This is a genomic window from Streptomyces enissocaesilis, assembly GCF_039533765.1.
Classification (GTDB): Bacteria; Actinomycetota; Actinomycetes; order Streptomycetales; family Streptomycetaceae; genus Streptomyces; species Streptomyces enissocaesilis.
In genome coordinates, this window is sequence record NZ_BAAAUD010000011.1 from 1 (window position 1) to 22,292 (window position 22,292).

Here is a 22,292-nt window from a genome sequence, read left to right on the forward strand (position 1 = left end):
CCCCGCGGTGGCGGGGGCGGCCTTCGGCACGTGGGTGGAAGTGGAAGAGAAGGAGGAGCAAGGAGGAGCGGGGAGGGGGAAGGGAGGGGAGAGGCGGGACGAGGTGGGCGGGGCGGGAAAGCCCCGCCCCGCGGGTCAGGCGATGGACGCCGAAATGATCGCCGCCACCGCGATGTTGCACGACGCCGTCACCCACACCGCCGGGTGCGGCTCGTCCTGGACCAGCGTTTCGCCCAGTTTGCCCGGCGTGACCAGGTCGACGACCAGGAACGCCACCGCCATCATCACGAGCCCCAGCACCCCGAACGCGGCCGTCGACACGAGCCCCTTGCCGAAGTCGTTGTACGTCGTCCAGATCGAGGTGAACACGACCCCGCCGATACCCAGCAGCGCCGAGCTGAGCAGAAGCGCCGCGTTGCGGTTGCGCTCCTCCCAGATCTGCCGGCCGAGCTTGCCCGGCGTCAGGGCGTCCACCAGGAATATGCCGAGGGTCAGCAGCACCACACCCAGGGCACCGTAGGCGGCGGAACGGCCAAGTCCGTTGACGATGTCTTCCATTGGTCTCAGTCTCCGCAGATGAGGTCGGTCGTGGTCGAGGAGAGGCAAAACCTATCGCACGGGACTGCCGGGGCGACCGGACAGGTTGCGGGGCGGCGCAGCGGCGTCCCGTACGAGCGATTACGATCCGAACTCATGAGCGCTGCTGACCAGGAACAGGCCCAGGAACAGGCCCAGGAACAGGCCCAGGAACAGGCCCAGGAACAGGCCCAGGAACAGGCCCAGGAACAGGCCCAGGAACAGGCCGTGGACGGCCCCTCGCCCCTACGGGCCGGCGGCCTCGCGCCACGTCAGGCCAGGCGGATGCGCGTCGCCGCGGCCTCGGTCCTGATGGTCGCGGTGGCGGCGGTGCTGGTGGCCCGGCTGGCGAGCCGGTCGTCGGTCCTGGTCGTCGGGGTGTACGGGCTGGCGCTGATCCTGTGCGGGGGCGTGATCGAACTCAGCCGACGCGGGCGTACGCGGCTGGGCACCTGGCTGCTGGTGGCGGGCCTGGCGGCGGCGGTCGCGGCGGACGCTTTTCTGATTCCGTGACCGACCAGCTCGGCGGGCCGGACTCCGACCCGATGAACCAGGCCGCCGTCGGCAAGCTCACCGTGTTCACCATGTCGGACTTCTCCTGGAGCGACCGCCGTTACGACCGGACGCGCCCGGGCCGGCCGTTCGCACGGTCACCCGCGCACCGGGCGTGATCCGCGACGGCGTACCCGACAACGTTTTCCCCGCGCCGCCCTCGCGTCGGCTGGACGCCACCGAGCTGTGGGGACGGGCGGGGGAGTACGGCCTCGACACCCTGGCGGCGGTCGAACGGCGAACGCGGCTCGGCGCCACGGGCGAGTGATCCGCCCGAGGCGCCGAAGCCGGTGTACCGGTGTCCGGTGTCCAGGCCCCCCCAGGGCCCGGGACCTCTCAGTCGAGGTAGTCGCGCAGGACCTGCGAGCGCGACGGGTGGCGCAGCTTCGACATCGTCTTCGACTCGATCTGGCGGATGCGCTCACGCGTCACGCCGTAGACCTTGCCGATCTCGTCCAGGGTCTTGGGCTGACCGTCGGCCAGACCGAAGCGCATGGACACGACGCCCGCCTCGCGCTCCGAGAGGGTGTCCAGGACCGAGTGCAGCTGCTCCTGCAGGAAGGTGAAGGAGACCGCGTCGGCCGGTACGACCGCCTCGGAGTCCTCGATGAGGTCACCGAACTCGCTGTCGCCCTCCTCACCCAGCGGGGTGTGCAGCGAGATGGGCTCGCGGCCGTACTTCTGGACCTCGATGACCTTCTCGGGGGTCATGTCGAGTTCCTTGGCCAGCTCCTCCGGGGTGGGCTCGCGGCCCAAGTCCTGGAGCATCTGGCGCTGCACGCGCGCGAGCTTGTTGATGACCTCGACCATGTGCACCGGGATACGGATGGTGCGGGCCTGGTCGGCCATCGCGCGGGTGATCGCCTGCCGGATCCACCAGGTGGCGTACGTCGAGAACTTGAAGCCCTTGGTGTAGTCGAACTTCTCCACCGCGCGGATCAGGCCGACGTTGCCCTCCTGGATGAGGTCCAGGAAGAGCATGCCGCGGCCGGTGTAGCGCTTGGCCAGCGAGACCACGAGGCGGAGGTTGGCCTCCAGCAGGTGGTTCTTGGCGCGGCGGCCGTCCTCGACGAGGATCTCCAGCTCACGGCGGAAGACCGGGTCCTGCTCGTCCTCCTCCTCCAGCTTGTGCTCGGAGAAGAGACCCGCCTCGATGCGCTTGGCGAGCTCCACCTCCTGCTCGGCGTTGAGCAGCGGCACCTTGCCGATCAGCTTCAGGTAGTCCTTGACCGGGTCGGCGGTGGCGCCGGCGACCATGACCTGCTGCGCGGGCGCGTCGTCCTCGTCCTCGTCGGACAGGACGTAACCGTCACCCTGCTGGGGCTGCTTCGTGGGCTTCTCGTCCGCGTCGTCGGCGACACCCGCGTCCTCGGCCCAGGCGTCGGCCTGCGGCTCGTCGGGGGAGGCCGCGGCCTTCTTCGCCGCGGTCTTCTTCGCGGTCATCTTCTTGGCGGCACGCTTCGCCGGGGCCGCGGAGGCCTCTTCGTCGGCGGAGCCCATTACCGATATTGACGCGGGAGCCGCCGGGGAGGCCGCCGAAGCGGTCTTCTTGACGGTCTTCTTGACGGCGGCCCTCTTGACCGGACGCTTCTCCTCGTCCCTCGCGACGGCCTTGCGCGCACGCTTGGCGGGCGCCTTGGCCGGAGCCTTGGGCGCCGTCACCATCAGCGTCACGCCCTCTTCGTCGAGGACCTGGTTGAGGCTGCGCAGCACCCGCTTCAGCTGGTCCGCGGGGATGCTGTCCGCCTCGAAGGCGTGGCGTACGTCGTCGCCGTTGATGTGACCCTGCTCCTTGCCGCGCTCGATGAGCGCGACCAGGGAAGGGGATTCCGCAATCTCCTGTGGGAACGGGCGGGACGGACTGACCGACACGAGGAGCCTCTCGTAGCAAAAATGATGACGAGGCGAGGTCGCATGACGTAATGGGCAGCGCGACGACACCTGTGGGTTCATCGCACGCTCGCGCCATTTCGTTACGCCTTGAATGGAGTGACCTGAACCACTTTCCTGAAACACCCCCGTCGGGACTGCTCCGGTAGCGTGATGCCATGATCACCGGCACCGGCCATGTACTGATACTCGGCGGTACGACGGAAGCCGGGCAGCTCGCGCGGACACTGGCTCCGTGCCCCCTCCTGCGGGTGACGACCTCGCTTGCAGGACGGGTGACACAACCAAGGATGCCTGATGGTGAGATTCGCGTCGGGGGCTTCGGCGGTCCGGGGCCGATGGCGGCCTGGCTGAGCGAGCACCGGGTCGCCGCAGTGATCGACGCCACGCACCCCTTCGCCGCCGCGATCAGCGCGAACGCGGCGGCTGCGGCGACCGCCGCAGGCGTCCCGCTGGTCGCGCTGCGCCGTCCGGGCTGGCAGCCGGGGCCCGGTGACCGGTGGCACCCGGCCGACAGCTTGGAGGACGCGGCGGCGCGGCTGCCGGCGCTCGGCCGCCGGGTGTTCCTCACCACCGGCAGGCTCGGCCTGGCCGCCTTCGCGGGCCTGGACGCGCTCCACTTCCTCGTACGCTCCGTGGAGCCTCCGGAGCCGCCGCTGCCGCGCCACACGCGGCTCCTGCTCGACCGCGGCCCGTACACCGTCGAGGGCGAGCGGGAGCTGCTCCGGACGTACGCCGCCGACGTCCTCGTCACCAAGGACAGCGGCGGGCCCGCCACCGCCGCCAAGCTCACCGCGGCCCGCGAGCTGGGCCTGCCGGTGGTCGTCGTGCGCCGCCCGCTCCCGCCGCCGGGGGTGCGCACCGTCCCCGACGTGGCCGGGGCGGTGGCGGAGCTGGAGCGGCTGGGGTGCCTCAGTCGCGGCGCAGCAGATAGGTGTCCATGATCCAGCCCTTGCGGGCGCGGGCCTCGGCGCGCAGCGCGAGGATTTGGTCCGAGACCTCCGAGAGCCGGCCGGAGACGAGGATCTCGTCCGCGGTCCCGACGTAGGCGCCCCAGTAGATGTACGGGTCGTCCTCGGCGTAGCGCTGGAACACCTGGTGCGCGTCGAGCATCACCACCACGTCGTCCGCGCCCTCGGGCCAGCCCTCCGCGAGCCGTCGGCCCGTCGTGATCTGGACCGGCTTCGCGACCCGGTTCAGCCCGGTGCGGTGGCGGGCGACCAGCGCTGACACGCTGCTGACGCCGGGCACGACCTCATGGTCGAAGGTCACCGTCCCGCGCTCCAGGATCTCCTCCAGGATGCCGAGCGTGCTGTCGTACAGCGCCGGATCGCCCCACACCAGGAACGCGCCGGTCTGCTCGTCCGCCAGTTCCTCGGTGATCATCCGCTCGAAGATGTCGGCCCGGCGGCCGCGCCAGTCGCCGACCGCGGGGGAGTAGTCGGCGCCGCCGGCCCTGCGGTCACGCTCCGGGTCGCGCCCCTCGACCAGCCGGTACTTCCGGCCCGCCGCGATGTGCGCGTCGAGGATGTCGTGCCGCAGCCGGATCAGGTCCGACTTCTCCTCGCCCTTGTCGAGGAGGAAGAAGACATCCACCGCGTTGAGCGCTTTGACGGCCTGGATCGTCAGATGGTCCGGGTCGCCCGCGCCGATTCCTATGACATAGATCTTTCTCACCGCACGGAGTCTGCCGCATCGGGTCCGTCCGGTCGCCCGCGCAGGCGCGGAGCGGTCTCGGCGGCCGGCACGGGTTCCGCTTCCCGCTCGACACGGCCCGCCAGCGCCTCGGCCCAGGCGGTGAGCTCTCGGATGCCGAGCCCGTGGGGGCGTCCGTCGCCGTACGCGGCGATCCCGGCGGCCCCGCGCCGCAGCAGCGTCGCTCCGCCGTTGCTGTTGCCCCGGGCGGCGTGGGTGAGACCGACGGCGAGCTGGGCGAGGCCGCGCCACAGCGCGCGCTCCGCTTCGGGACCCGACTTCCAGGCGTCCTCGAAGACCTCGTGGGCGTGGAACGGCATTCCGGCGTCGAGCAGCCGCTGCGCCTCGCGCACCGTCTCGTCCCCGGTGCGCACCACTCCCTCGGGTTGTCTGGCCACGCCCGGCGCCCCGTACGGCAGCGGCCGCCCGAGTCCGTCGCGCGGCCGCGCGTTGCGCGCCCGTCCCTCGGGGTCGCGGTCCCTCCTGCTCTGCTCCGTGTCGTCCATCCACCCATTGTCACCCGCTCCGGTTCCGGAGCACCGTGTGCGGACGGGCCCGGGGCCGCCGCGAACTCGAACGCGCTGGAGAGGCGTTGGAGACCCGGGCCGCCACGGCGGGCAGCGGATTCGGGACCGCTCACGGAGTGAGGTATTGTTCTGTTGCGCGCTCAGCCAGGGGAAACCCCAGGTCAGACGGGCAACGGGACGTGGCGCAGCTTGGTAGCGCACTTGACTGGGGGTCAAGGGGTCGCAGGTTCAAATCCTGTCGTCCCGACTCGAAAGAGTCGCAGGTCAGGGTCGGTTTCAGAGGAATCTGGAACCGGCCCTCGATCGTTTTCGGGAACCCGTTGGGGGCCAACTCGCTCGACCGCGTCAGTGGGCGACCACGACCGGGTTCGACAGGGAGCGCGGGGCGTCGTACGCGGAGCCTCGCTCGGCGCCGTACTGCTTGACATCCGGTGAGCGGCTTCGCGCAAGACGCCTGATTGCCGCCATCGGCCCGGGCACGGAACGGAGTGGCAGGGGTATACCAACGGCGCGGCCCCGGCCGCCCTCGCGATTCCGACGACCAGCCACGTGGAGGGGGCGAGACTCCGGAGCCGACCGGCAGGGTCGGCCGAACGAGCCACAGACATAGACTCGGTGAATGATCGAGCAGTCCACCACCGCGCAGCCGGCGGCAGAGTTGGTTCTCGGCGAGCGCCCTGAGGTGCGGCGAGCGCCGACACTCCTCGATGCGCACGGCCGCACGTATCACGGCATGTTGTCGCTGTGGATCGTGGACGCGCCGAGTCAGGGGGACAGCGCTGCCCGTCTCGCTCCCGACGTCCTCGACGGAGCGGAGCAGCACCGTGCAGCTGCCTTCCGCCGGAGTGCCGACCGGCGGTGTTACACCGTCGCGCACGTGGCACTGCGGGTGCTGCTCGGCGCTCACCTGGGGGCCGACGCCGGGGCGGTACGGCTGGTCCGGGAGCCCTGCCCCTCCTGCGGAGACTTGCACGGCCGTCCTGCGGTGCAGGGTGGAGGGGTGCACTTCTCGCTTTCGCACAGTGACGACGTCGTGTTGATCGGGATCGCCGAGGCCCCAGTGGGTGTGGATGTGCAGCGGATTCCGCCGGCAGGTGTCGTCGCGGAGACCTCGGCCTCCTTGCACCCGACGGAAACGGCGGAGCTGGCCGCCGAGCCGGACGGCACCAAGCCCCTGGCCTTCGCCCGGGCCTGGACGCGCAAGGAGGCGTACCTCAAGGGGATCGGTACCGGCCTCTCGCGGGATCCCGCTCTCGACTACGTGGGCACCGGGGAGGGGGCCGGCCCCGGCCCGCGGGGGTGGGTTCTCGGTGATGTGGCTGCGCCGGAGGGCTACGCCGGGGCGTTCGCTGTCCGGGCGGACGGGGGCGGCCGTCGCCCTTGTCCCCTGCCGCGCGCCTCCGGGTGACTGACGGCCGCGCCGGATGTCGAGGGCGTCATCCGCGGCCGAGGGCGAATCCGCTGGTGGACTCTGTCCAGGCGCAGGACGGTCCCGGACACGGTGCGGCGCGGCCGGCCCGGGACGCCTGGGACACCCGCCGCCTTGGCCGCCTGCGGGACCTCGCCGAACAGGCCGCGGCGGGCCGGGGGAGTTCCGTATCCCCGAGGGGCGGCAGCGGACCGGGCCCGGACCCCGTCACCGGCGCGCTGCGGCTCAAGAAGTGCGAGGACCGCGCCGCTCGTCCCAGCGTGTGGGCCGGCAGGAGCACCGCCTGCAGGGGCGACAGCGGGAAGATGCCCCCGGGCGAGGCTCCGACTGCCCGCCGGTACCTGCCACTTCCTCTGCAAGCGGGCCGACGGCGGGGACGGCACGTACGGCGGAAACCACACCTCCGGGCCCAGGCCAGGATCCACCCCGGCCGCACCTGCACGGACTGCACGTATGTCTTCTGTCGTGCGGGGGCCCGGCGGCCTGCCTCAACTGCCTGAACTCCCCAGGCTGTTCGACCTGCCCGAGCTGCGGCCCCGGGCGTGAGGCCCGTCCGTCACCCCTCGGTGGCTCCCTCGTCCCGTACGAGCGCCTGCTCGGCCCAGATCGTCTTGCCGGTGGACGTGTAGCGCGTTCCCCACTGCTGGGTCATCTGCGCGACGAGGAAGAGGCCCCGGCCCCCTTCGTCGTCGCTGCCGGAATGGCGCAGGTGGGGTGAGGTGTGCCCGGTGTCGGAGACCTCGCAGATCAGGTGCCGGTCGCGGATGAGCCGCAGCTGGATCGGGCCGGCGGCGGCGTGGCGGATGGCGTTGGTGACGAGTTCGCTCACCACCAGTTCGGTGGTGAAGACCAGCTCGTCCAGCCCCCATTCCCGGACCTGCCGGGCAGCCAGGGCGCGGGCGACGCCGACCGCCTCCGGATCGGCGGTCAGGTCCCACACGGCCACCTGGTGCCCGCCCAGCTTGTGCGTACGTACGAGGAGCAGCGCGGCGTCGTCGTCCACGGGGCCGGGCAGCAGCTTCGCGACCGTCCGGTCGCACAGCTCGTCCAGGGGGCGGTGGTGTTCGGTGAGGACGCTGCTGAGTCCGTCGAGCTGGTCGTCGAGGTCCCGGTCGCGGTCCCGGACGAGGCCGTCGGTGAACAGGGCGACGAGAGTGCCTTCCGGCAGTTCCAGCTCCGCGGTCTCGAAGGGCAGGCCCCCCAGGCCGAGCGGCGGGCCCGCCGGCAGTTCGGGGAAGGTGACGGAGCCGGTCGCGGGGTCGACCAGCGCGGGGGGCGGGTGACCGGCCCGCGCCATTCTGCACAGGCCGGTCACCGGGTCGTACACGGCGTACAGGCACGTCACGCCCAGCGCCTCGTCGTAGGGCGCCTCCTGGCCTTCGGCGGGGAGGGCCGCTCCCTCGTTGGCCGCCTGCGTGACCAGATCGTCCAGGCGGGCGAGGAGCTCGTCGGGCGCGAAGTCCAGCCGGGCGAGCGCGCGTACGCTCGTGCGCAGCCGGCCCATGGTGGCGGACGCGCGCAGACCGTGACCGACCACATCACCCACGACCAGACCCACCCGCGTGCCCGACAGGGCGATGACGTCGAACCAGTCGCCGCCGACACCGGCCTTGCTGTCCGCCGGCAGGTAGCGGTACGCCAGCTCGACGGCGGTCAGCCGGGGGAGGCCCCGGGGGAGCAGGCTGTGCTGGAGCATGAGGGCCGCGGTGTGCTCACGGGTGTAGCGGCGGGCGTTGTCGATGGACACGGCCGTCCGTGCGACCAGTTCGTCCGCCACCGCCAGCTCACCGGCGTCGAACGGGTCGCGGCGGTGGTCCCAGGCGAACGTGACCACGCCCAGCGTGGCGCCTTCGGCGCGCAGGGGCACCGCCAGCCGCGCGCGCGGCTGCCCGGCCGTGTCCTCCGCTCCCGTACGGTCCGGGTCCGGGTGTTCCTGCACCGAGCGGCCCGAGGCCAGGCTGCGTGCCTGGGGCGAATCCGGTGGGTAGTCGATCCGCAGGCGCCCCGCGGGCCGGTCCTCCGCCGGGGCCGCCGCCCCGCCTCCCGCCCCGCCCCCCGTCCCTCCCCACACCCGGACCACATGGCCGGCGGACGCGGTCCCGGGGGCGGGCTGCTCGCCTTCCAGTACGGCCTCCAGGAGGTCGACGGTGACCTGGTCGGCGAACCGCGGGACGGTGACCGCGCAGAGTTCCTGGGCGGTGCGGGCCATGTCCAGGGTCGTGCCCACGTGTCCGCCGGCCCGCACCAGCAGATCCAGCCGCTGCTGCGCCAGGTGGCGGTCGGTGACGTCGAACGTCTCCTCGCACACCCCCAGCGAGACTCCCGCGTCGTCGCGCAGCCAGTAGTAGGAACACGACCAGATGTGGTCGCGCTCCGGGTCCGAGGGCGGGCGGCCGCTGTACTGGAGCTCGATGACGGGCTCGCCGGTGGCGAGCACCTGCCGCATCGTCTCCTCCAGGGTCGGCGGATACCGCTCGGACAGGACCTTGCCGTCGGCCACCATCTCGTCCGGGCCCAGGCCGGCGTACTGCGTGGTTCCCATTTCCTGGAGGAGAGCGGCGTTCGTCCACACCACCCGCAGGTCCGTGTCGTAGATGGCCAGACCCACGGGGGACTGCGTGGCGAGTCCCCGGAGCATCGCCTGGAGGACCTCCCACTGCTCCGTCTCCTCGGCGTCGGCCACCGCCAGGAGCCGGGCGGGGCCCGTGCCCGCCGGGGACAGCGTGAGCATGGCCGTGACCACGCGGACGACACCGCCGTCGCGGTGACGCATGTGGAGGACCCGGCGGTGGAAGTGCTCCTTGTCCGCCAGGTGCGCGGCCGCCCGTGCTCCGTCCTTCCCGTCCTTCCCCTCCGTCCCGTCCGCGCCGCCTGCCCCGTCCACCACGAAGGTGGCGACCGGGCGCCCGAGCACCTCGTGCGGCGGATATCCCAGCAGCTTCTGCGCCGCGGGGCTCCAGCCGACGACCGTGCCGTCGGCGTCCAGCACGGCCGTGGCCGCTCTGGAGACGTCGAGGGGGCCGCGGAAGTCGGCGTCCCCGGCTGCGTTTACCGCGCTCATGGCACCTGCCTTGTCGGTTCCGCCCGGCGGGCGGCGAGCAGAAGCGCAATGTCGTCGGGCCGGTCGACGGTCTGTCTGGCCTCGCGGATCAGACGGTCCGCCGTCTCGGTGAGGGGAGACGAGCCGATCTCGGCCAGAGTGCCGCGCAGCCGCTCGATGCCCAGGTCGATGTCGATGCCCGGCTGCTCCACCAGCCCGTCGGTGAACAGGGCCAGGACGGCGCCCGGCGCGAGCCGCAGTTCGGTGACGGGGTACGTCGCCTCGTCGTCGACGCCGAGCACGACGCCGCCGTCCAGGTCCAGGACTTCCGTCGAACCGTCGGGGTGGCGCAGCAGCGGCTGCGGGTGCCCGGCCCGCACGGCCTGCGCGGAGCCGGTCGCCGGGTCCAGGACGATGTAGCAGCAGGTGGCGAACTGGCCGGGATCGATGTCGATGAGCAGCCGGTTGGTGTCGCGCATGACCTCCTGCGGGTCCTGCCCGGCGAGCGCGAAGGCGCGTACGGCGCTGCGCAGCTGGCCCATGGTGGCGGCCGCGGCGACGCCGTGGCCCTGTACGTCGCCCACCACCAGGGCCAGCCCCCGTCCGGTGTCGACGACGTCGTACCAGTCGCCTCCCACGTCCATGCCCTGGGTGCCGGGCAGGTACCGCGCGACGGTGTCGACGTTCTCGACCACGGGCAGCCGGTGCGGCAGCAGTGCGTTCTGCAGGCCGCGGGCGAGGGCCGCTTCGGTGTCGTAGCGCTGGGCCCTCTGGAGCGCCTGCGCGATGAGTCCGGCCAGGGCGGTGAGGACCGTGCGCTCCTCGGGGCTGAAGCCGCGCGGCTGGTCGAAGCCGAGGATGCAGGAGCCGACGGGCCGTCCGGAGGCGATGAGCGGCAGGAAGGCCCTGGCGCCGACATCGGCGTCGAGGGGGATGCCGGGGTAGGCGGCGGCCAGGTGCTCCATGGACTCGAAGAAGATGGGGCGGCCCGAGGACAGCGTGTCCACGCCGGGCAGCCGGGCGTTGAGGCCGACCCCGTCGAAGCGGTCGAGGAAGCCCTTCGGGAAGCCGGTCTCCCAGGCCAGATAGAGATGGCCTTCCGTCAGCAGGTAGATCGCCAGCTGACGGCCGCCGAAGGCGGGCAGCAGTTCGTCCGTGACCACGGCGGACACCTGGCGTGCCGTGACGGCCTCCGTCAGCGCGATGGCCAGGGCGACCGGGCGGTACAGCGCCGACGCGCGGTCGGCCGGAGAGCCGAGTCCGGCGCCCGGTCTGGCGACCGACCCCGGCGTGTACGCGGGCTGCTGTGCCGGGGCCAGTGTGGCGGTCAGGCCGTCGTGGCCCGGGTGGAGGGAGACCGACAGCCACTCGTCCGGTCCGGTCGTGCGCCGGGCCAGGAAGTGGACGGCGTCGTCGGACATCAGCGCGGCCCGGAAGTACTCTTCGTGCGCGGGGTGCCCGAGCCACGGCAGGACCTCCCACAGGACGTTGCCGACCAGCTCGGACCGGGTGTGACCGAGCAGGACCTCCGCGCTGTGGTTCAAATAGGTGAGCCGCCCGAGCCGGTCGAGCGACAGGACGGCGTCCGGGAGCCGGTCGGTGGTCTCCGCGGCGACCGGTCCGGTGCCGAAGTCCAGCAGGAAGCCGGTCAGGTGGCCCGCCGTGCCGTCTCCGGGCGGGTGGGCGCGGGCGGAGAGTTCGAGCAGGTGTCCCCGCCCGTCCGGCCCGCGCAGCCGCATCCTGCGCGCTGCCGGACCGCCCGGGGCCGCCGTCTGCCGGGCCACCGTCCACAGTCCGTACGCGTCCTCCGGCGCCAGCCCCGTGACCAGCGCGTCGATGGTGCCGGGGAAGTCCGCGGGGGTGGTGCCGAGGATGGCGCACAGCTCCGCGTCGGCGGTCACGGCGCCGTCGGCGAGATCCCAGTCGAAGTATCCGATCCGCACGGGCGGTGTGGTGACCGAGGGCAGCTGGACGCATACCGGCTCGCCGTCCCACTCGACGGGCTCCCCGTTCGCGCGCAGCCCGTCGAGTGCGGCGGCGAGCCGGTCCGCGGCGTGTTCCACCCGGTGGCGGTCGGTGTGGTCGACCGGGACCCCGGGCGTGGCCGCGCGCAGTACCACCAGCACCCCGAACTTCTCACGGTCGGTGGCGACGGGCACGTACATCGAGCCGAACGGGAACGGCAGGCCCGCCATGAGCTGCGGGAACAGCCGCATGGCCTCCTCGGCGTCGGCGAGGTGGACGGCCCGGCCCGAGCGGTGGGCCTCCGCCACCGGGAACGGGCGGTTCGCATGCATGTTCCACCAGGGGCGGAACAGCGGCCCCGGCAGCCCGGAGAGCACGGCCAGCCGCAGCAGCCCCGGCGTCCGGGAACGCAAATAGACGCCGCCGGCGTATCCGCCGGCAGACTCGATCGCGCTTACTGCGGCTTGGGCGAGCACCAGGGCCAGTTCGTCCGGAACTCGGCCGTTGCTGTTCGGTCTCCCGGTCGTCGCCCCGCTCTCACCCGGCGGGGCGTGCCCGGCCGCGCCGTACCAGGTCACACAGTCAGGATGCTCCCCGGCTGCGGTGGCGCGCATCTTCGCGGACCGCGCGCCGCGCGTGGCGCGGTCAGTCCGCGGCCGGGTTCTCCGTGCCGGCCGCCGTCGGCCGGTGGCCCGGCCGGGCGGTCAGGGCGGCCGCCAGCTGGGCGCGCGAGCGGACGTCCAGTTTCTGGTAAATGCGGGTCAGACGGGCCTCGACCGTCTTCACGCTCAGGTACAGCTTCGCCGCCGCCTCCTGGTTGCTGGCCCCCTGGCCGACCATCAGCGCGAGCCGCAGCTCCGCGTCCGTGAGGGACGACAGGGTGGTGTTTCCGCCGGCCGGTGCCGGTTCGGCCGTACGGGAAGACGTCTCCCTGGTCAGCCCGAGCCACGGCAGGGCCCCGGCCCGTTCGAAGACCGCGGCCGCGGCCTGCAGCGCGCCCTGGGCGGCCGACCGTCTGCGGCGGCGGCGCTCCACGCGGGCGAGCGCGATCAGCGCCCGGCCGTGCTCCAGCGGCAGACCCGCCGCGGCGAACCGCCCGGCGGTGTGCGACAGCAGCTCCGCGGCCTCGTCCGGTTTCCCGCTCGCCGCCAGGTACAGGGCGTACGCCCGGTCGCAGCCGAGCAGCACCGTCGTACGGCCGAGACGCTCCGCGACCGGGCGCACGCCGGCGAGCAGGGCCGCGGCCTCCTCGGGGGCGTCGTTCGCCAGCAGCGCCTCGGCCAGTTCCTCGTGCCAGCGCAGCATGGAGGGGTCGACGGTCGACTGGGCGCGTTCGCCGGCCCCGACCCGGCGCAGGGTTTCCAGGGCCGTCGCCACGTCCCCGTCGATCAGCTGGACCCGGCCCAGTGCGTACAGGCTGCGGGAGAGGAAGACGTGGTCGCCCTCCTCCTCGGAGGCCCGGACACTGCGCCGGGCGTAGCTCGTGGCCCGCGCGAAGCTGCCGCCGGCGGTCTCCGCGAGGGCCAGTGCGTACCAGGCCGGGCCGGGGGAGAGACCGGCCTCCAGCGTGAGGGCGAGCGAGCGGCCGGCGTGCGCGAGCGCCGCCGCGCACTGCCCCTGCCGGGCCTCGGTCTCCGCGAGCGTGCGCAGCAGCTCGATGGCGTCCTCCACCGGGCCGCGGCGCTCGACCAGTGGCAGCAGGGCGCCGAGCTGGTCACGGGCGTCGGCGAGCCGGTCGTCGAACATCGCGTGGCGGATCGTCAGTATCTGTGCGGCGTTGCGGACACCGAGCGGACGCTCGAAGACTTCCAGGGCCCGCGCCTCGGCCAGCACCCGCTCCGCGTCCGGCGAGCCGAGGACGCGGTCCATGCGGGCCTGCACGGTCAGCGCTTTCGCGGCGGTCCTGCGGTCGCCCACCGAGCCGGCGAGCGCGGCGGACTCGACGGCGGCGGCTCGCGAACGTACGGGGTCGCCGTCGGCCAGGACGTACTTCACCGCCAGCCGGAGCTGGACGGCCGCCCGCAGCGCCGTGTCGCCCTCGGAGTCCTCCATGGCGTGGACGTAGATCTCGTCGAGGTCGCTCAGACCCTGGCCCGCCGTGTCCAGCACCGCGAGCCGCGCGCGGACGCGGTCGGCCGGTGCGGCGTCCCGGGCCAGCAGATCGGTGGCCGCGCGCATGGCCAGGTCGGCGCGGGCGGCGCGGGCCCCCTCCTCGGCGGCGTCCACCAGCCGGGCGATCCGCTGCGAGGCGTGCCGCACGGGCGTGGACTCGGCGGCGAGCAGGGCCAGCTCGGCGGCCAGGGCGCTGTTCCCCCGGCGCCGCGCGACGTCGGCGGACGCCGCGACCTCCGCGGCCAGCTCCGCGTCGGGGACGTCCGTGGCCAGCGCCCGGTGGCGTACCGCCTCGACGGGATCGTCCACGACCCGCGCGAGCGCCGTGTGACCGGCGCTGCGCTCGGTCCAGCAGGCGTCGTGCACGAGCGTCGACGGCAGCACGCCGGCCGTGAAGCCGACCGTCCCGTCCTCGTCGAGGGAGACCAGATGCGCCCGCTCGGCGGCGGCGAGGTCGGCCTCGGCGGTGGGGCGGCCCGCTCGGCGGATCAGCGACGCCGTCGGACGCAGCGCCAGCGCGGCCAGCAGGAGTGTGGAGCGTACGGAGGGCGGGGCGGCGCCCAGGAGCTGGCGGGCGAGATCGCGGGCGCGCCCGGACAGGGACAGCGCCTCGGCGTGGTGCACGGGGGTCCGCGCGTCGGCGAGGGACCGGCCGACGGCGAGCGCGAGACGCGGGTTGCCGCCGCTGGCCCGGTGGATGCGGCCGGCCATCCGGGACGGCAGCCGGTGGTGGATGAGGAGTTCGGCGATCTGGTCGGCCTGCAACGGCGGTACGGCCAGGACGTCGGCCTCGGACGGTACCCACAGGGGCTCCGGGCCGGCCCCGCCCGGCCCCGGCGGGCCGCCGCGGAGGGTGTCCGGGGCGTACGCCGTGGGGGCCTCCACGCTGATCACCCGCAGCGCGGGCGGGGCCAGGTGGAGGGCGAAACGCAGGAGGTCGGCGCTGGTGTCGTCGATGCGCTGGACGCCGTCGACGACCAGCAGGACGGGGCCGCGCGCGGCGGTGAGGGTCCGCAGGACCTGGGCGAGGGCGAGCCGCAGGGCGATGGGGTCCCAGCCGTCGGCCGGGATGGGGGCCTCGCGGCACAGCATGGCGACGGCGGTCCGCTGCGGGCCGGGCAGCCCGTCGAGGACGTCGTACGTCCCGGGCCCGCCGGGCCGGCCGGCCCGGTCCAGGTCGTGGGGCCTGTCGGTCCCGCCCGGACCGCTGTGGGCGGCCCCGGGACCGGGCCAGGACGCGCACGCCGACACGGACGCCACGAGGGCGGCGGCGGCCGCGCCCGGTATGTTCCGGTCGGCGGGGAGCGTGGCGAGCCAGAGCACGGTCTCGCCCCGGGACTCGGCGCGCGCGGCGACGGCCAGGGCGAGCTCCGTCTTGCCGACCCCGGCAGGGCCGGTGAGCAGGGCGCGTCCGCGGGTGTGCAGGACCCGTTCGAGCCGCGCGAGGAGTTCGGTCCGCCCGACCGGCGCGGGCCGGTGCACCGCCGACGTCGTCACGTACCCACCACCGCCTTCCGGTGCGCGCGGGCCCTCTGCCCGTGCGAGCAGAGAATACGGAGTCGGCCGCCACCGTCCAGGGCCGGTGTCCGGCATGCGGACGAAGCTGACGAGGGGCGTGCCCGCGATGCACTGCGGACACGCCCCTGAACAGCATTGATGCTGTACACCTACCGTCTCAGAAGGTGAGACTCCAGCTGTCGATGTAGCCGGTGTCACCCGACGCCACGTCGCGGACCTGGAGCTTCCAGGTCCCGTTGGCGACCTCGCTCGACGCGTCGACCGTGTACGTCGCGAGGACGTTGTCGGCGCTGTCGGAGGACGACGAGGTCTTCAGGTTGCGCACGGTGCCGTCCGGAGCGACCAGGTCGACGACCAGGTCGCCGCGCCAGGTGTGCTTGATGTCCACGTCGACCTTGAGGGCGGCGGGAGCGTTGCCGGTGCGGCCGGTCACGGCGATCGGGGAGGTGACCGTCGCGTTGTCGTTGACGGTGACGTTCGCCGCGTTGGTGAAGACCGCTGCGCCGGGCGCGGTGCCGGTGACGGCGTTCACGGTCTTCGCCGCGTCGGCGATGCCGGTGCCGCAGCCGCCGGTGCAGGTGCCGGGCAGCGGACGGGCGTTGCTCTTGATCGCGGACTCGATGTCGGCCGGGGTGAGCGTGCTCTTGGCGGACTTCAGCAGCGCGGCGAGCCCGGCGATGTGCGGGGCGGCCATCGAGGTGCCCTGGTAGGGCTTGTAGTTCTCGGTGGACTGGGTGGTGGTGCCGGAGTTCAGCGTGGAGAGGATGCCGTTCTCGGGGGTGGTGACGGTGCCGGGCGTGTCGGTGGCGCGACGGGTCTCGCCGCCGGGCGCCGAGACGTCGATGACGGTGCCGTAGTTCGAGTAGTACGAGCGGTTGCCCTCACGGCTGGTCGACGCCACGTTGATGACGCCGGAGCAGTTGGCGGGGGTGAAGCCGGAGGCGTTGGCGTTGCTGTTGCCGGCCGCGACGACCACGGTGGTGCCGCGCGACACGGCGCCGTTGATGGCGGTCTGGTAGACGCTGGGGCAGGTGGAACTGGCGCCGCCGAGGCTCAGGTTGACGACCTTGGCCGGGGTCGGGTTGGCCGGGGCGCCCGGGACCGTACCGCCGGACGCCCAGGTGATGGCGTCGGCGATGTCGGAGGAGGAGCCGCCGCACTTGCCGAGCACGCGCACGGGCTGGATCTTCGCGCCGTACGCGATGCCCGCGACGCCCTTGGTGTTGTGGGTGGTGGCGCCGATGGTGCCGGCCACGTGCGTGCCGTGCCAGGAGGAGCTGCTCGCCCTGGAACCGGTGCCGCACTCGCCGTCGGTGGCGTTCCAGTCGCCCTCGTCCCTGGCGTCGCCGTCGCGGCCGTTGCCGTCGCGGGCGTCCGTGGACGAGGAGATGAAGTCGTAGCCGGAGACGACGTTGCCGGCCAGGTCCGAGTGGGCGGCGTAACCGGTGTCGATGACGGCGACGGTGACGCCGCTGCCGGTGGTCTTGTCCCAGGCGCCGGGTACGTTCATGCCGCCGGTGGCCTCGAACAGGTCCCACTGCTTGGCGTAGTCGGTGTCGTTCGGGGCGGCCGCCATCGCGTAGGCGCGGATGTCGGGCTCCACGGACGCGACGGAGGGATCGGCGCGGAAGGCGTCCATGACCTCGGTGAGGTCCTTCTTGGAGGTCTCGCCACCCAGGTCGACCAGGGCGGCCCCGCCGGCGAGGCGGCGTTCGAACGACAGGCTCTCGCCGGTCTCCTTGCCCTTCGCGGCCGCGTCGCTCTTGGCCGCGGCGTTGGAACCGGCCTCGGCGGCCTTGGACTTGTACGTGACGACGACCTTCTCGACCGGCGCGGTCGGCAGCGTGGTCATGGGCTGCGAAGCCGGAGCCGGGGCGGGCTTCGGTGAGGGGGCCGCCGGGGCGGCGGCGAGCGCCACGGAGGAGGTGGCAACGACACCGGCGATCGTGGCACTCGCGGCCACGACGGATATGAGTCTCCGCCTGGAACCGTTCAAGGTCTTCCCTCTTTCAACTGACGACGTGCATACGGAGCGCGGGCGGGCGGCGCGAGAACCGTGGTGCGGCGTGGGGGCCGCGGTCCGCAGTTCCTGGGCCGGGTCAGCCCGTGCGCCGCCGCCGGCGCTACGGCCCCTGGGTCAAAGGCCGTGACCGGCGCAGCCCACCCTTTACATGCACCTGACATCCAGGAGTCGGAAGTCGGGGGCGGGATTCGCCGGTGCGGCAGACAGTAGGGAACGGCGAGATGAACCCGATACGGGGAAAACCCTTGTCACCCCCGTGAGGGGGCCGGGGGTCCTGACCGGGCGGCACGCCGCTGGTGCGCCGGGCGTCAGAGAAGGCCGGCCGCCGGGGCGACGGCGGGAGGCGGGGCCTGCCCGAGCGAACCGCGCCACAGCTCGGGACCGGAGGCGAAGAGCATGATCCCGCCGACGATCAGGAAAGCGCGGATGCGGATGGCCGACGAGCGGCCGGCGGTCTCGTGTCCCAGGTGCAGGGCGACGATTCCGGCGATGGGGCCGAGCGCGAGAAACGGGTTGTGGAAGCCGACGCCGAACCGCCACGCACGGACCCCGGGCGCGTCAGCGGTGCTTCCGGTGCAAAGGGCCCGGACCCGCGGGCGCCCGTGGAGGAAGCTCTCCGTCGGCCACCCGGCGATGTGGACCGCCGCGGCGAGCAGGGCGAAGACCCGGCTGGCGCCATCCGTGCCGGCCGTGCCCCACCGCGGGCCTCCGGCCCGGGAACCGGCACTCTGCCGTTCACCCTTCGGCCGGGGTCCGGCCGGCACCCGGGTCCGCCTGCGGGGTCCGGGCCGGGCGCCCGGGTCCGTCTACGCGGTGCGGCGGGCGCCCGCGGAGGCCATGCCGAGCCAGGTGTGCGGGTTGCCTTCCCAGCACCAGCCGAGTTTCGGGGCCTTCTGGCTGATCCAGAGGGCCGGGACCCGGCGGTCGCCGGCGCGTGAGCCGCCGAGGGAGAAGCACTTGTTCTTGACCAGTACCTGCGGGAAGTGGGTGATGAGCGCGATCCCTTCCTCGATGGTGAGAAGGGTGCGCCCCCTCCCGGCGATCGCCTCCATGGCGTCGTGGGGCACGGCGCCGCAGAACTCCTCCCCGCGTTCGACGTCGAGCAGCAGGTAGGCGTCCTGACCGGCGAGTCCGGTCTCCTCGGTGGCGACGAAGCGTTCGAGGGCGCCGGGTTCGTAGGTACGGTCGACGAAACCGGGGAGGCGTCCGCCGTGCAGGGTGGTGCGCGGCATCGTCTCCCCGATCGGTGCCAGGTTCCGGGTGACGACCAGTACGAACGGCACCCGGCCGGTCCCGGGCTCGCACCGGGTGTTCCCGGACGCCACGGCGACGGCCCGCAGCGGCTCGACCGCGGCGCCGAACCGCTCCGGGGCGAGGCCGGCCGTCGCCGGGTATCCCAGCTCGGTCAAGGTGCGGACCTGCCGGTCGAATTCGGCGCCCGCTTCGAAGGCCGTCGGCTGAGCCATGGGTGCTCCTCTTGTGGTCTCCGGTTCCGGGCGTGCTTCGGTCGCCTCGGGGGCGTGTGTCATGACAGCTCCTTGACGAGGGCGGCCTTCGGAGTGGGGATTCCCCGCTCCAGCACGCTGCGCCGGGCGGCCAGGGCGTCGTCGGGCACCGCCGGGCAGGGGTGGGCGGGCGCCGGCCGGCAGTCCACCCGCAGCGCCGGCCGCCCGGTCGCTTTCGACAGCCGCCCGGTCGCTTTCGACAGTCGGCGGGCCGTCGCGCGTTCGGCCCCGGGCCCGGTGGGGGCGAACCCGCCGCCGTACACGTGGACGACCGCGCCGTCCCCGGCGCCCGGTGCGCGGACCCGGTCCACGGACACTTCCGCACCGGACACCTCGGCGTCGGCCGGGAGCGGGGCGGCCGCCGTCGCGCCGGTGCGGTCGCGGACCGCCCGGGCCTGACCGGGCGCCGCGGGAACAGCGGTGATGTGCAAGAACACTCCTCCGTCGGACGTGGTTTTCGGGGGCGGACGGTGGGGCCGGCCTCGCGTGATGGATATTCCCTTCGGGGGAAAGTTGCTACGAGGGTAAATTTAGCCTGAGAGTGTTCAGGGTGTCAACAGAAAAATACAGTCGGTGTAAGATTTTTCCATGAGTGCCAGGGTGACCACGACGAAGCCGACCGGTCCGACGGGGCTGCGGGAGACCAAGAAACGTGAGACGCGACAGCTCATCTCGGACCGGGCGACCGGGCTCTTCATCGAGCAGGGCTTCGAGCGCACCACCATCGCCGAGATCGCCGACGCCGCCCGCGTGGCCAAGAAGACGGTGACCAACTACTTCCCGCACAAGGAGGATCTGGCGCTGGACCACCAGGACGAGTTCGTCGCCGGCCTGGCCCACGCCGTCGCCGCCCGGGAATCCGGCGAATCCGCCCTCGCCGCCCTGCGCCGCGCCTTCCTGTCCGCTGTCGCCGCGCAGGATCCCGTCGCCGGCTTCGCCGGCCCGGAGTTCACCCGCATGGTCACCGAGAGCCCCACCCTCTCGACGTGCCTGCGCGGTCTGCACGACCAGCGCGAGGACGCCCTGGCCGAGGCCCTCGCCGGGGCCACCGGCGCCACCGGCGACGACATCACCCCGCGCACGGCCGCGGCCCTGCTCGGCGGAGTGCACCGCGTCCTCTTCCGCCGCATCCAGGACCTCACCCTCGCCGGCCGTACCAACCCCGAGATCGCCGCGGTCCTCGCGGAGGAGGCCACCCGCGCGTTCGGCCTGCTCGAACCGGCCCTCGCCGACTACGCCCGCGCGTAGCCGGAGTCCGCCGTAGGCGCACGCCGACCGGGTTCCCCAGGAGGAGGTGCCCGGGGCCGGGAGGGGGCCCGCACCCGCCTGGTTGTAGCGTCAGGTCCTGGCATGGACACCATCACGCTCTGGCAATTCGCGGTACTGGCCGCCGCTTCGGCCCTGGTGGGCTTCTCGAAGACCGCCGTCAGCGGCGCCAACACGATCAGCCTCGCGGTCTTCGCCGCCGTGCTGCCGGCCCGTGAGTCGACCGGGGTACTGCTGCCCATCCTGATCGCCGGGGACCTGATCGCGGTCCTCGTCTACCGGCGGCACGCCCACTGGCCGACCCTGCTGCGGTTGTTCCCGGCGGTCGCGGCCGGCGTGGTGGCCGGTGCGGTGTTCATGCTGTGGGCCGACGACGACGCCGTACGCACGTCGATCGGCGCGATCCTGCTGCTGATGGCGGGGGTGACGCTGTGGCGCCGCCGCATGCCCTCGGAGCCGGAACCGGAGCCGGAGCCGGAAGCAGAGCCGGACCCGGGCCCGGCATCGGGCGGTGGCCGGATCAAGGCCCGCTCGTACGGCGTGCTCGGCGGGTTCACCACGATGGTCGCCAACGCGGGCGGCCCCGTCATGTCGCTCTACCTGCTCTCCGCCGGCTTCCGGAAGCTCGGCTTCCTGGGGACGTCGGCGTGGTTCTTCCTGATCGTCAACACCTCGAAGGTGCCGTTCAGCGTCGGCCTCGGCCTGATCGATCCGCGGTCCCTGCTGCTGGACGCGGCCCTGGTGCTCTTCGTCCTCCCGGGCGCCCACCTCGGCCGCAGGTGCGTGGACCGGATCAACCAGCGGCTCTTCGAACAGCTGGTGATCGGAGCGACCGTACTGGGCGGCCTCCAGCTGCTGCTGCGCTGACAGGCCGACGGCCGACGATCGACCGCTGTCGGCCCCCGACGGCGGTTCCGAGGTGCGTACGGAGTGTTTCCTGACGAAGGTGGACCAGTAGACGCGTCCCCTGGCGAACGGGAGTGACCCCCATGGCATCCATCAACCGGCGCGACCTGGGCCTGCTCGTACTGCGTACGGGCACCGGCGCGGTACTGGCGGCGCACGGCACGCAGAAGCTGCTGGGCTGGTTCGGCGGCGGAGGGCTGGAGGCGACCGCGACGGCCATGGAGCACATGGGCTTCAAACCCGGCAGGCAGAGCGCCGTCGCGGCCGGGCTCGGGGAGGCGGGCGGCGGGCTGCTGCTGGCCCTCGGGCTCGCCACACCCGCGGCGGGCGCGGCGGCCGCCGGAGCCATGGCCGGTGCCGTCGCCGTACACGCGCCCGCCGGGTTCTTCGCCCAGGGGGGCGGTTATGAATACCCCGCGTTCCTCGGCTTCACCGCGGCCGCCGTCGGTATCGCCGGAGCGGGCCGTTACTCGGTGGACCACGCCACGGGGCACCGGTTCGACCAGCCGTGGACCGTGGCGCTGGCCTTCGCCGGCAGCGCGCTCGCGGCGGCCGTCGTCCTCGGCAGGCGCGTCAAGGAGCAGGCGGAGGCCGACCGGACCGAGGGGTAGACGCGCAACCGGCCCGCCCTTGGCCGTGAGGGCGGGAGCGGCCCCGAGCAGGAAGCGATGCCGGCGGAGTCGGCCGGGCCGGCTCCGCCGGTGGTGCTGGACGCGCCGACGCCGGCCGAGCGCGTCGCCTTCGTGCCGCCCGGCACGTTCGCCGTGCCCTTCGACGGGACCGGCCCGATGATCGAGCGTCCACCCGCCGCGGCCGGACAGCTCGCGGGCCGCGCCCGCCGCCGGGTCAAGGCAAGTGCTGGGGCGCCCGGCGCCGAACCGGCCTTCCCTCGGCCCCGGTCGGAGGAGGGCCCCGTGCGCCGGGTCACCGTCGCCTTCCCGGCCGCCACCCGCGGCGGGGGCTTCGACGCGCTGGTCGCACTGCTCCACCCCGGTGTGGTGCTCCGAGCCGACAAGGCGGCCGGTCCCACCCCCGCGCCCCTCGTCGGCCACGGCGCCCCCACCGTGGCCAAGGACGCGACGGCCGCCACGGAACGGGCCCGGTCCGCCGGACCGGCGCTGGCCGGCGGAGCGGTCGGACGCGTGACGGCCTTCCGCGGACGGTTGTTCCCGGTGCCCGGCTTCACGATCACGGGCGACAGGACCACCGGGACCGACGTGATCGCGGTCCCGGACCGTCTCCGCCGGCTCGACCTCGCCGCCCCCGACGACTGACCCGACTTCCGCGT

Annotated in this window: 20 protein-coding genes and 1 tRNA gene; 10 read left to right on the forward strand and 11 right to left on the reverse strand. The window is 73.3% G+C overall.

Annotated features, from left to right (window positions below; all coding sequences use genetic code 11):
* Positions 1 to 135 precede the first annotated feature (135 nt).
* Positions 136 to 558, reverse strand: a complete 423-nt coding sequence (locus tag ABD374_RS04015; RefSeq protein WP_344490701.1) for a DUF350 domain-containing protein — start codon at positions 556 to 558, stop codon at positions 136 to 138.
* A gap of 135 nt (positions 559 to 693) precedes the next feature.
* Here ABD374_RS04015 and ABD374_RS04020 point away from each other — a divergent pair, with 135 nt between their 5' ends.
* Genes ABD374_RS04020 through ABD374_RS04030 form a run of 3 tightly spaced genes read left to right on the forward strand, consistent with a single transcriptional unit; the run spans position 694 to position 1,396 of the window.
* The gene (locus ABD374_RS04020) at positions 694 to 1,089 is read left to right on the forward strand and encodes a hypothetical protein (protein WP_344490704.1); all 396 of its coding nucleotides are present in this window, start codon (positions 694 to 696) and stop codon (positions 1,087 to 1,089) included.
* On the forward strand, positions 1,086 to 1,247 hold the full coding sequence (locus ABD374_RS04025) for a hypothetical protein (protein WP_344490707.1): 162 nt from the start codon (positions 1,086 to 1,088) through the stop codon (positions 1,245 to 1,247). Before ABD374_RS04020 ends, ABD374_RS04025 begins: the two co-directional genes overlap by 4 nt.
* Positions 1,244 to 1,396, forward strand: coding sequence for a hypothetical protein (locus tag ABD374_RS04030; RefSeq protein WP_344490710.1), 153 nt, complete (start codon positions 1,244 to 1,246; stop codon positions 1,394 to 1,396). Before ABD374_RS04025 ends, ABD374_RS04030 begins: the two co-directional genes overlap by 4 nt.
* Before the next feature lie 68 nt (positions 1,397 to 1,464).
* Here the strand turns inward: ABD374_RS04030 and ABD374_RS04035 are convergent, their stop codons facing one another.
* On the reverse strand, positions 1,465 to 3,000 hold the full coding sequence (locus ABD374_RS04035; protein ID WP_344490713.1) for an RNA polymerase sigma factor: 1,536 nt from the start codon (positions 2,998 to 3,000) through the stop codon (positions 1,465 to 1,467).
* A gap of 176 nt (positions 3,001 to 3,176) precedes the next feature.
* Between ABD374_RS04035 and ABD374_RS04040 the strand changes: the two genes are divergently transcribed.
* Positions 3,177 to 3,962: a cobalt-precorrin-6A reductase gene (locus tag ABD374_RS04040; protein ID WP_344490717.1), complete on the forward strand. Its 786-nt coding sequence runs from the start codon at positions 3,177 to 3,179 to the stop codon at positions 3,960 to 3,962.
* Here ABD374_RS04040 and cobF read toward each other — a convergent pair.
* Positions 3,931 to 4,695, reverse strand: a complete 765-nt coding sequence (gene cobF, locus ABD374_RS04045) for a precorrin-6A synthase (deacetylating) (protein ID WP_344490720.1) — start codon at positions 4,693 to 4,695, stop codon at positions 3,931 to 3,933. The two genes, ABD374_RS04040 and cobF, sit on opposite strands and share 32 nt — an antisense overlap.
* On the reverse strand, positions 4,692 to 5,219 hold the full coding sequence (locus ABD374_RS04050; RefSeq protein ID WP_344490723.1) for a DUF309 domain-containing protein: 528 nt from the start codon (positions 5,217 to 5,219) through the stop codon (positions 4,692 to 4,694). The genes cobF and ABD374_RS04050 overlap by 4 nt, the downstream gene beginning before the upstream one ends.
* Before the next feature lie 194 nt (positions 5,220 to 5,413).
* Between ABD374_RS04050 and ABD374_RS04055 the strand changes: the two genes are divergently transcribed.
* Positions 5,414 to 5,487 (forward strand) — tRNA-Pro (locus ABD374_RS04055).
* Between the two features lie 372 nt (positions 5,488 to 5,859).
* Complete coding sequence (locus ABD374_RS04060; RefSeq protein ID WP_344490726.1) at positions 5,860 to 6,648, forward strand: 4'-phosphopantetheinyl transferase family protein; 789 nt, start codon at positions 5,860 to 5,862, stop codon at positions 6,646 to 6,648.
* Between the two features lie 577 nt (positions 6,649 to 7,225).
* On the opposite strand, the gene ABD374_RS04065 is transcribed toward ABD374_RS04060, so the two are convergent.
* The 7 genes from ABD374_RS04065 to ABD374_RS04095 all read right to left on the reverse strand — a co-directional run bounded on the left by ABD374_RS04065 (position 7,226) and on the right by ABD374_RS04095 (position 19,263).
* Entirely contained in the window at positions 7,226 to 9,730 is a 2,505-nt protein-coding gene (locus ABD374_RS04065) for a SpoIIE family protein phosphatase (RefSeq protein WP_344490729.1), read from the reverse strand.
* Complete coding sequence (locus tag ABD374_RS04070; protein WP_344490732.1) at positions 9,727 to 12,288, reverse strand: SpoIIE family protein phosphatase; 2,562 nt, start codon at positions 12,286 to 12,288, stop codon at positions 9,727 to 9,729. Before ABD374_RS04070 ends, ABD374_RS04065 begins: the two co-directional genes overlap by 4 nt.
* A 31-nt stretch (positions 12,289 to 12,319) precedes the next feature.
* Positions 12,320 to 15,283 carry a helix-turn-helix transcriptional regulator gene (locus ABD374_RS04075; protein ID WP_344490735.1) on the reverse strand — a complete coding sequence of 988 codons (2,964 nt, stop codon included), beginning with the start codon at positions 15,281 to 15,283 and terminating at the stop codon, positions 12,320 to 12,322.
* A 178-nt stretch (positions 15,284 to 15,461) separates the two neighbouring features.
* The gene (locus tag ABD374_RS04080) at positions 15,462 to 17,267 is read right to left on the reverse strand and encodes a S8 family peptidase (protein ID WP_344490738.1); all 1,806 of its coding nucleotides are present in this window, start codon (positions 17,265 to 17,267) and stop codon (positions 15,462 to 15,464) included.
* 368 nt (positions 17,268 to 17,635) lie between these two features.
* Positions 17,636 to 18,091 (reverse strand): DUF1304 family protein, encoded by a 456-nt coding sequence (locus tag ABD374_RS04085; protein WP_344490741.1) that lies wholly within the window; start codon positions 18,089 to 18,091, stop codon positions 17,636 to 17,638.
* A gap of 42 nt (positions 18,092 to 18,133) precedes the next feature.
* Entirely contained in the window at positions 18,134 to 18,793 is a 660-nt protein-coding gene (locus tag ABD374_RS04090; RefSeq protein ID WP_344490744.1) for a DUF5701 family protein, read from the reverse strand.
* Between the two features lie 59 nt (positions 18,794 to 18,852).
* Entirely contained in the window at positions 18,853 to 19,263 is a 411-nt protein-coding gene (locus ABD374_RS04095; RefSeq protein ID WP_344490747.1) for an alpha/beta hydrolase fold domain-containing protein, read from the reverse strand.
* 157 nt (positions 19,264 to 19,420) lie between these two features.
* Between ABD374_RS04095 and ABD374_RS04100 the strand changes: the two genes are divergently transcribed.
* The 4 genes from ABD374_RS04100 to ABD374_RS04115 all read left to right on the forward strand — a co-directional run bounded on the left by ABD374_RS04100 (position 19,421) and on the right by ABD374_RS04115 (position 22,278).
* Positions 19,421 to 20,080 carry a TetR/AcrR family transcriptional regulator gene (locus tag ABD374_RS04100; RefSeq protein WP_344490749.1) on the forward strand — a complete coding sequence of 220 codons (660 nt, stop codon included), beginning with the start codon at positions 19,421 to 19,423 and terminating at the stop codon, positions 20,078 to 20,080.
* 102 nt (positions 20,081 to 20,182) lie between these two features.
* Positions 20,183 to 20,965, forward strand: coding sequence for a sulfite exporter TauE/SafE family protein (locus ABD374_RS04105; protein WP_344490752.1), 783 nt, complete (start codon positions 20,183 to 20,185; stop codon positions 20,963 to 20,965).
* Positions 20,966 to 21,087: 122 nt separating this feature from the next.
* Positions 21,088 to 21,615 carry a DoxX family membrane protein gene (locus tag ABD374_RS04110; protein WP_344490755.1) on the forward strand — a complete coding sequence of 176 codons (528 nt, stop codon included), beginning with the start codon at positions 21,088 to 21,090 and terminating at the stop codon, positions 21,613 to 21,615.
* A gap of 57 nt (positions 21,616 to 21,672) precedes the next feature.
* Positions 21,673 to 22,278 carry a sigma-70 family RNA polymerase sigma factor family protein gene (locus tag ABD374_RS04115; RefSeq protein WP_344490758.1) on the forward strand — a complete coding sequence of 202 codons (606 nt, stop codon included), beginning with the start codon at positions 21,673 to 21,675 and terminating at the stop codon, positions 22,276 to 22,278.
* The last annotated feature ends 14 nt before the right edge of the window (positions 22,279 to 22,292 follow it).

What these genes read in the sequence shown, in the direction of transcription:
- ABD374_RS04020 (WP_344490704.1), top strand. Translation starts at nt 694, where the DNA reads ATGAGCGCTGCTGACCAGGAACAGGCCCAGGAACAGGCCCAGGAACAG.
- ABD374_RS04050 (WP_344490723.1), bottom strand. Translation starts at nt 5,219, where the DNA reads ATGGACGACACGGAGCAGAGCAGGAGGGACCGCGACCCCGAGGGACGG.
- ABD374_RS04090 (WP_344490744.1), bottom strand. Translation starts at nt 18,793, where the DNA reads ATGGCTCAGCCGACGGCCTTCGAAGCGGGCGCCGAATTCGACCGGCAG.
- ABD374_RS04065 (WP_344490729.1), bottom strand. Translation starts at nt 9,730, where the DNA reads ATGAGCGCGGTAAACGCAGCCGGGGACGCCGACTTCCGCGGCCCCCTC.
- ABD374_RS04040 (WP_344490717.1), top strand. Translation starts at nt 3,177, where the DNA reads ATGATCACCGGCACCGGCCATGTACTGATACTCGGCGGTACGACGGAA.
- ABD374_RS04070 (WP_344490732.1), bottom strand. Translation starts at nt 12,288, where the DNA reads ATGCGCGCCACCGCAGCCGGGGAGCATCCTGACTGTGTGACCTGGTAC.
- ABD374_RS04110 (WP_344490755.1), top strand. Translation starts at nt 21,088, where the DNA reads ATGGCATCCATCAACCGGCGCGACCTGGGCCTGCTCGTACTGCGTACG.
- ABD374_RS04015 (WP_344490701.1), bottom strand. Translation starts at nt 558, where the DNA reads ATGGAAGACATCGTCAACGGACTTGGCCGTTCCGCCGCCTACGGTGCC.
- ABD374_RS04060 (WP_344490726.1), top strand. Translation starts at nt 5,860, where the DNA reads ATGATCGAGCAGTCCACCACCGCGCAGCCGGCGGCAGAGTTGGTTCTC.
- ABD374_RS04105 (WP_344490752.1), top strand. Translation starts at nt 20,183, where the DNA reads ATGGACACCATCACGCTCTGGCAATTCGCGGTACTGGCCGCCGCTTCG.
- ABD374_RS04100 (WP_344490749.1), top strand. Translation starts at nt 19,421, where the DNA reads ATGAGTGCCAGGGTGACCACGACGAAGCCGACCGGTCCGACGGGGCTG.
- ABD374_RS04115 (WP_344490758.1), top strand. Translation starts at nt 21,673, where the DNA reads ATGCCGGCGGAGTCGGCCGGGCCGGCTCCGCCGGTGGTGCTGGACGCG.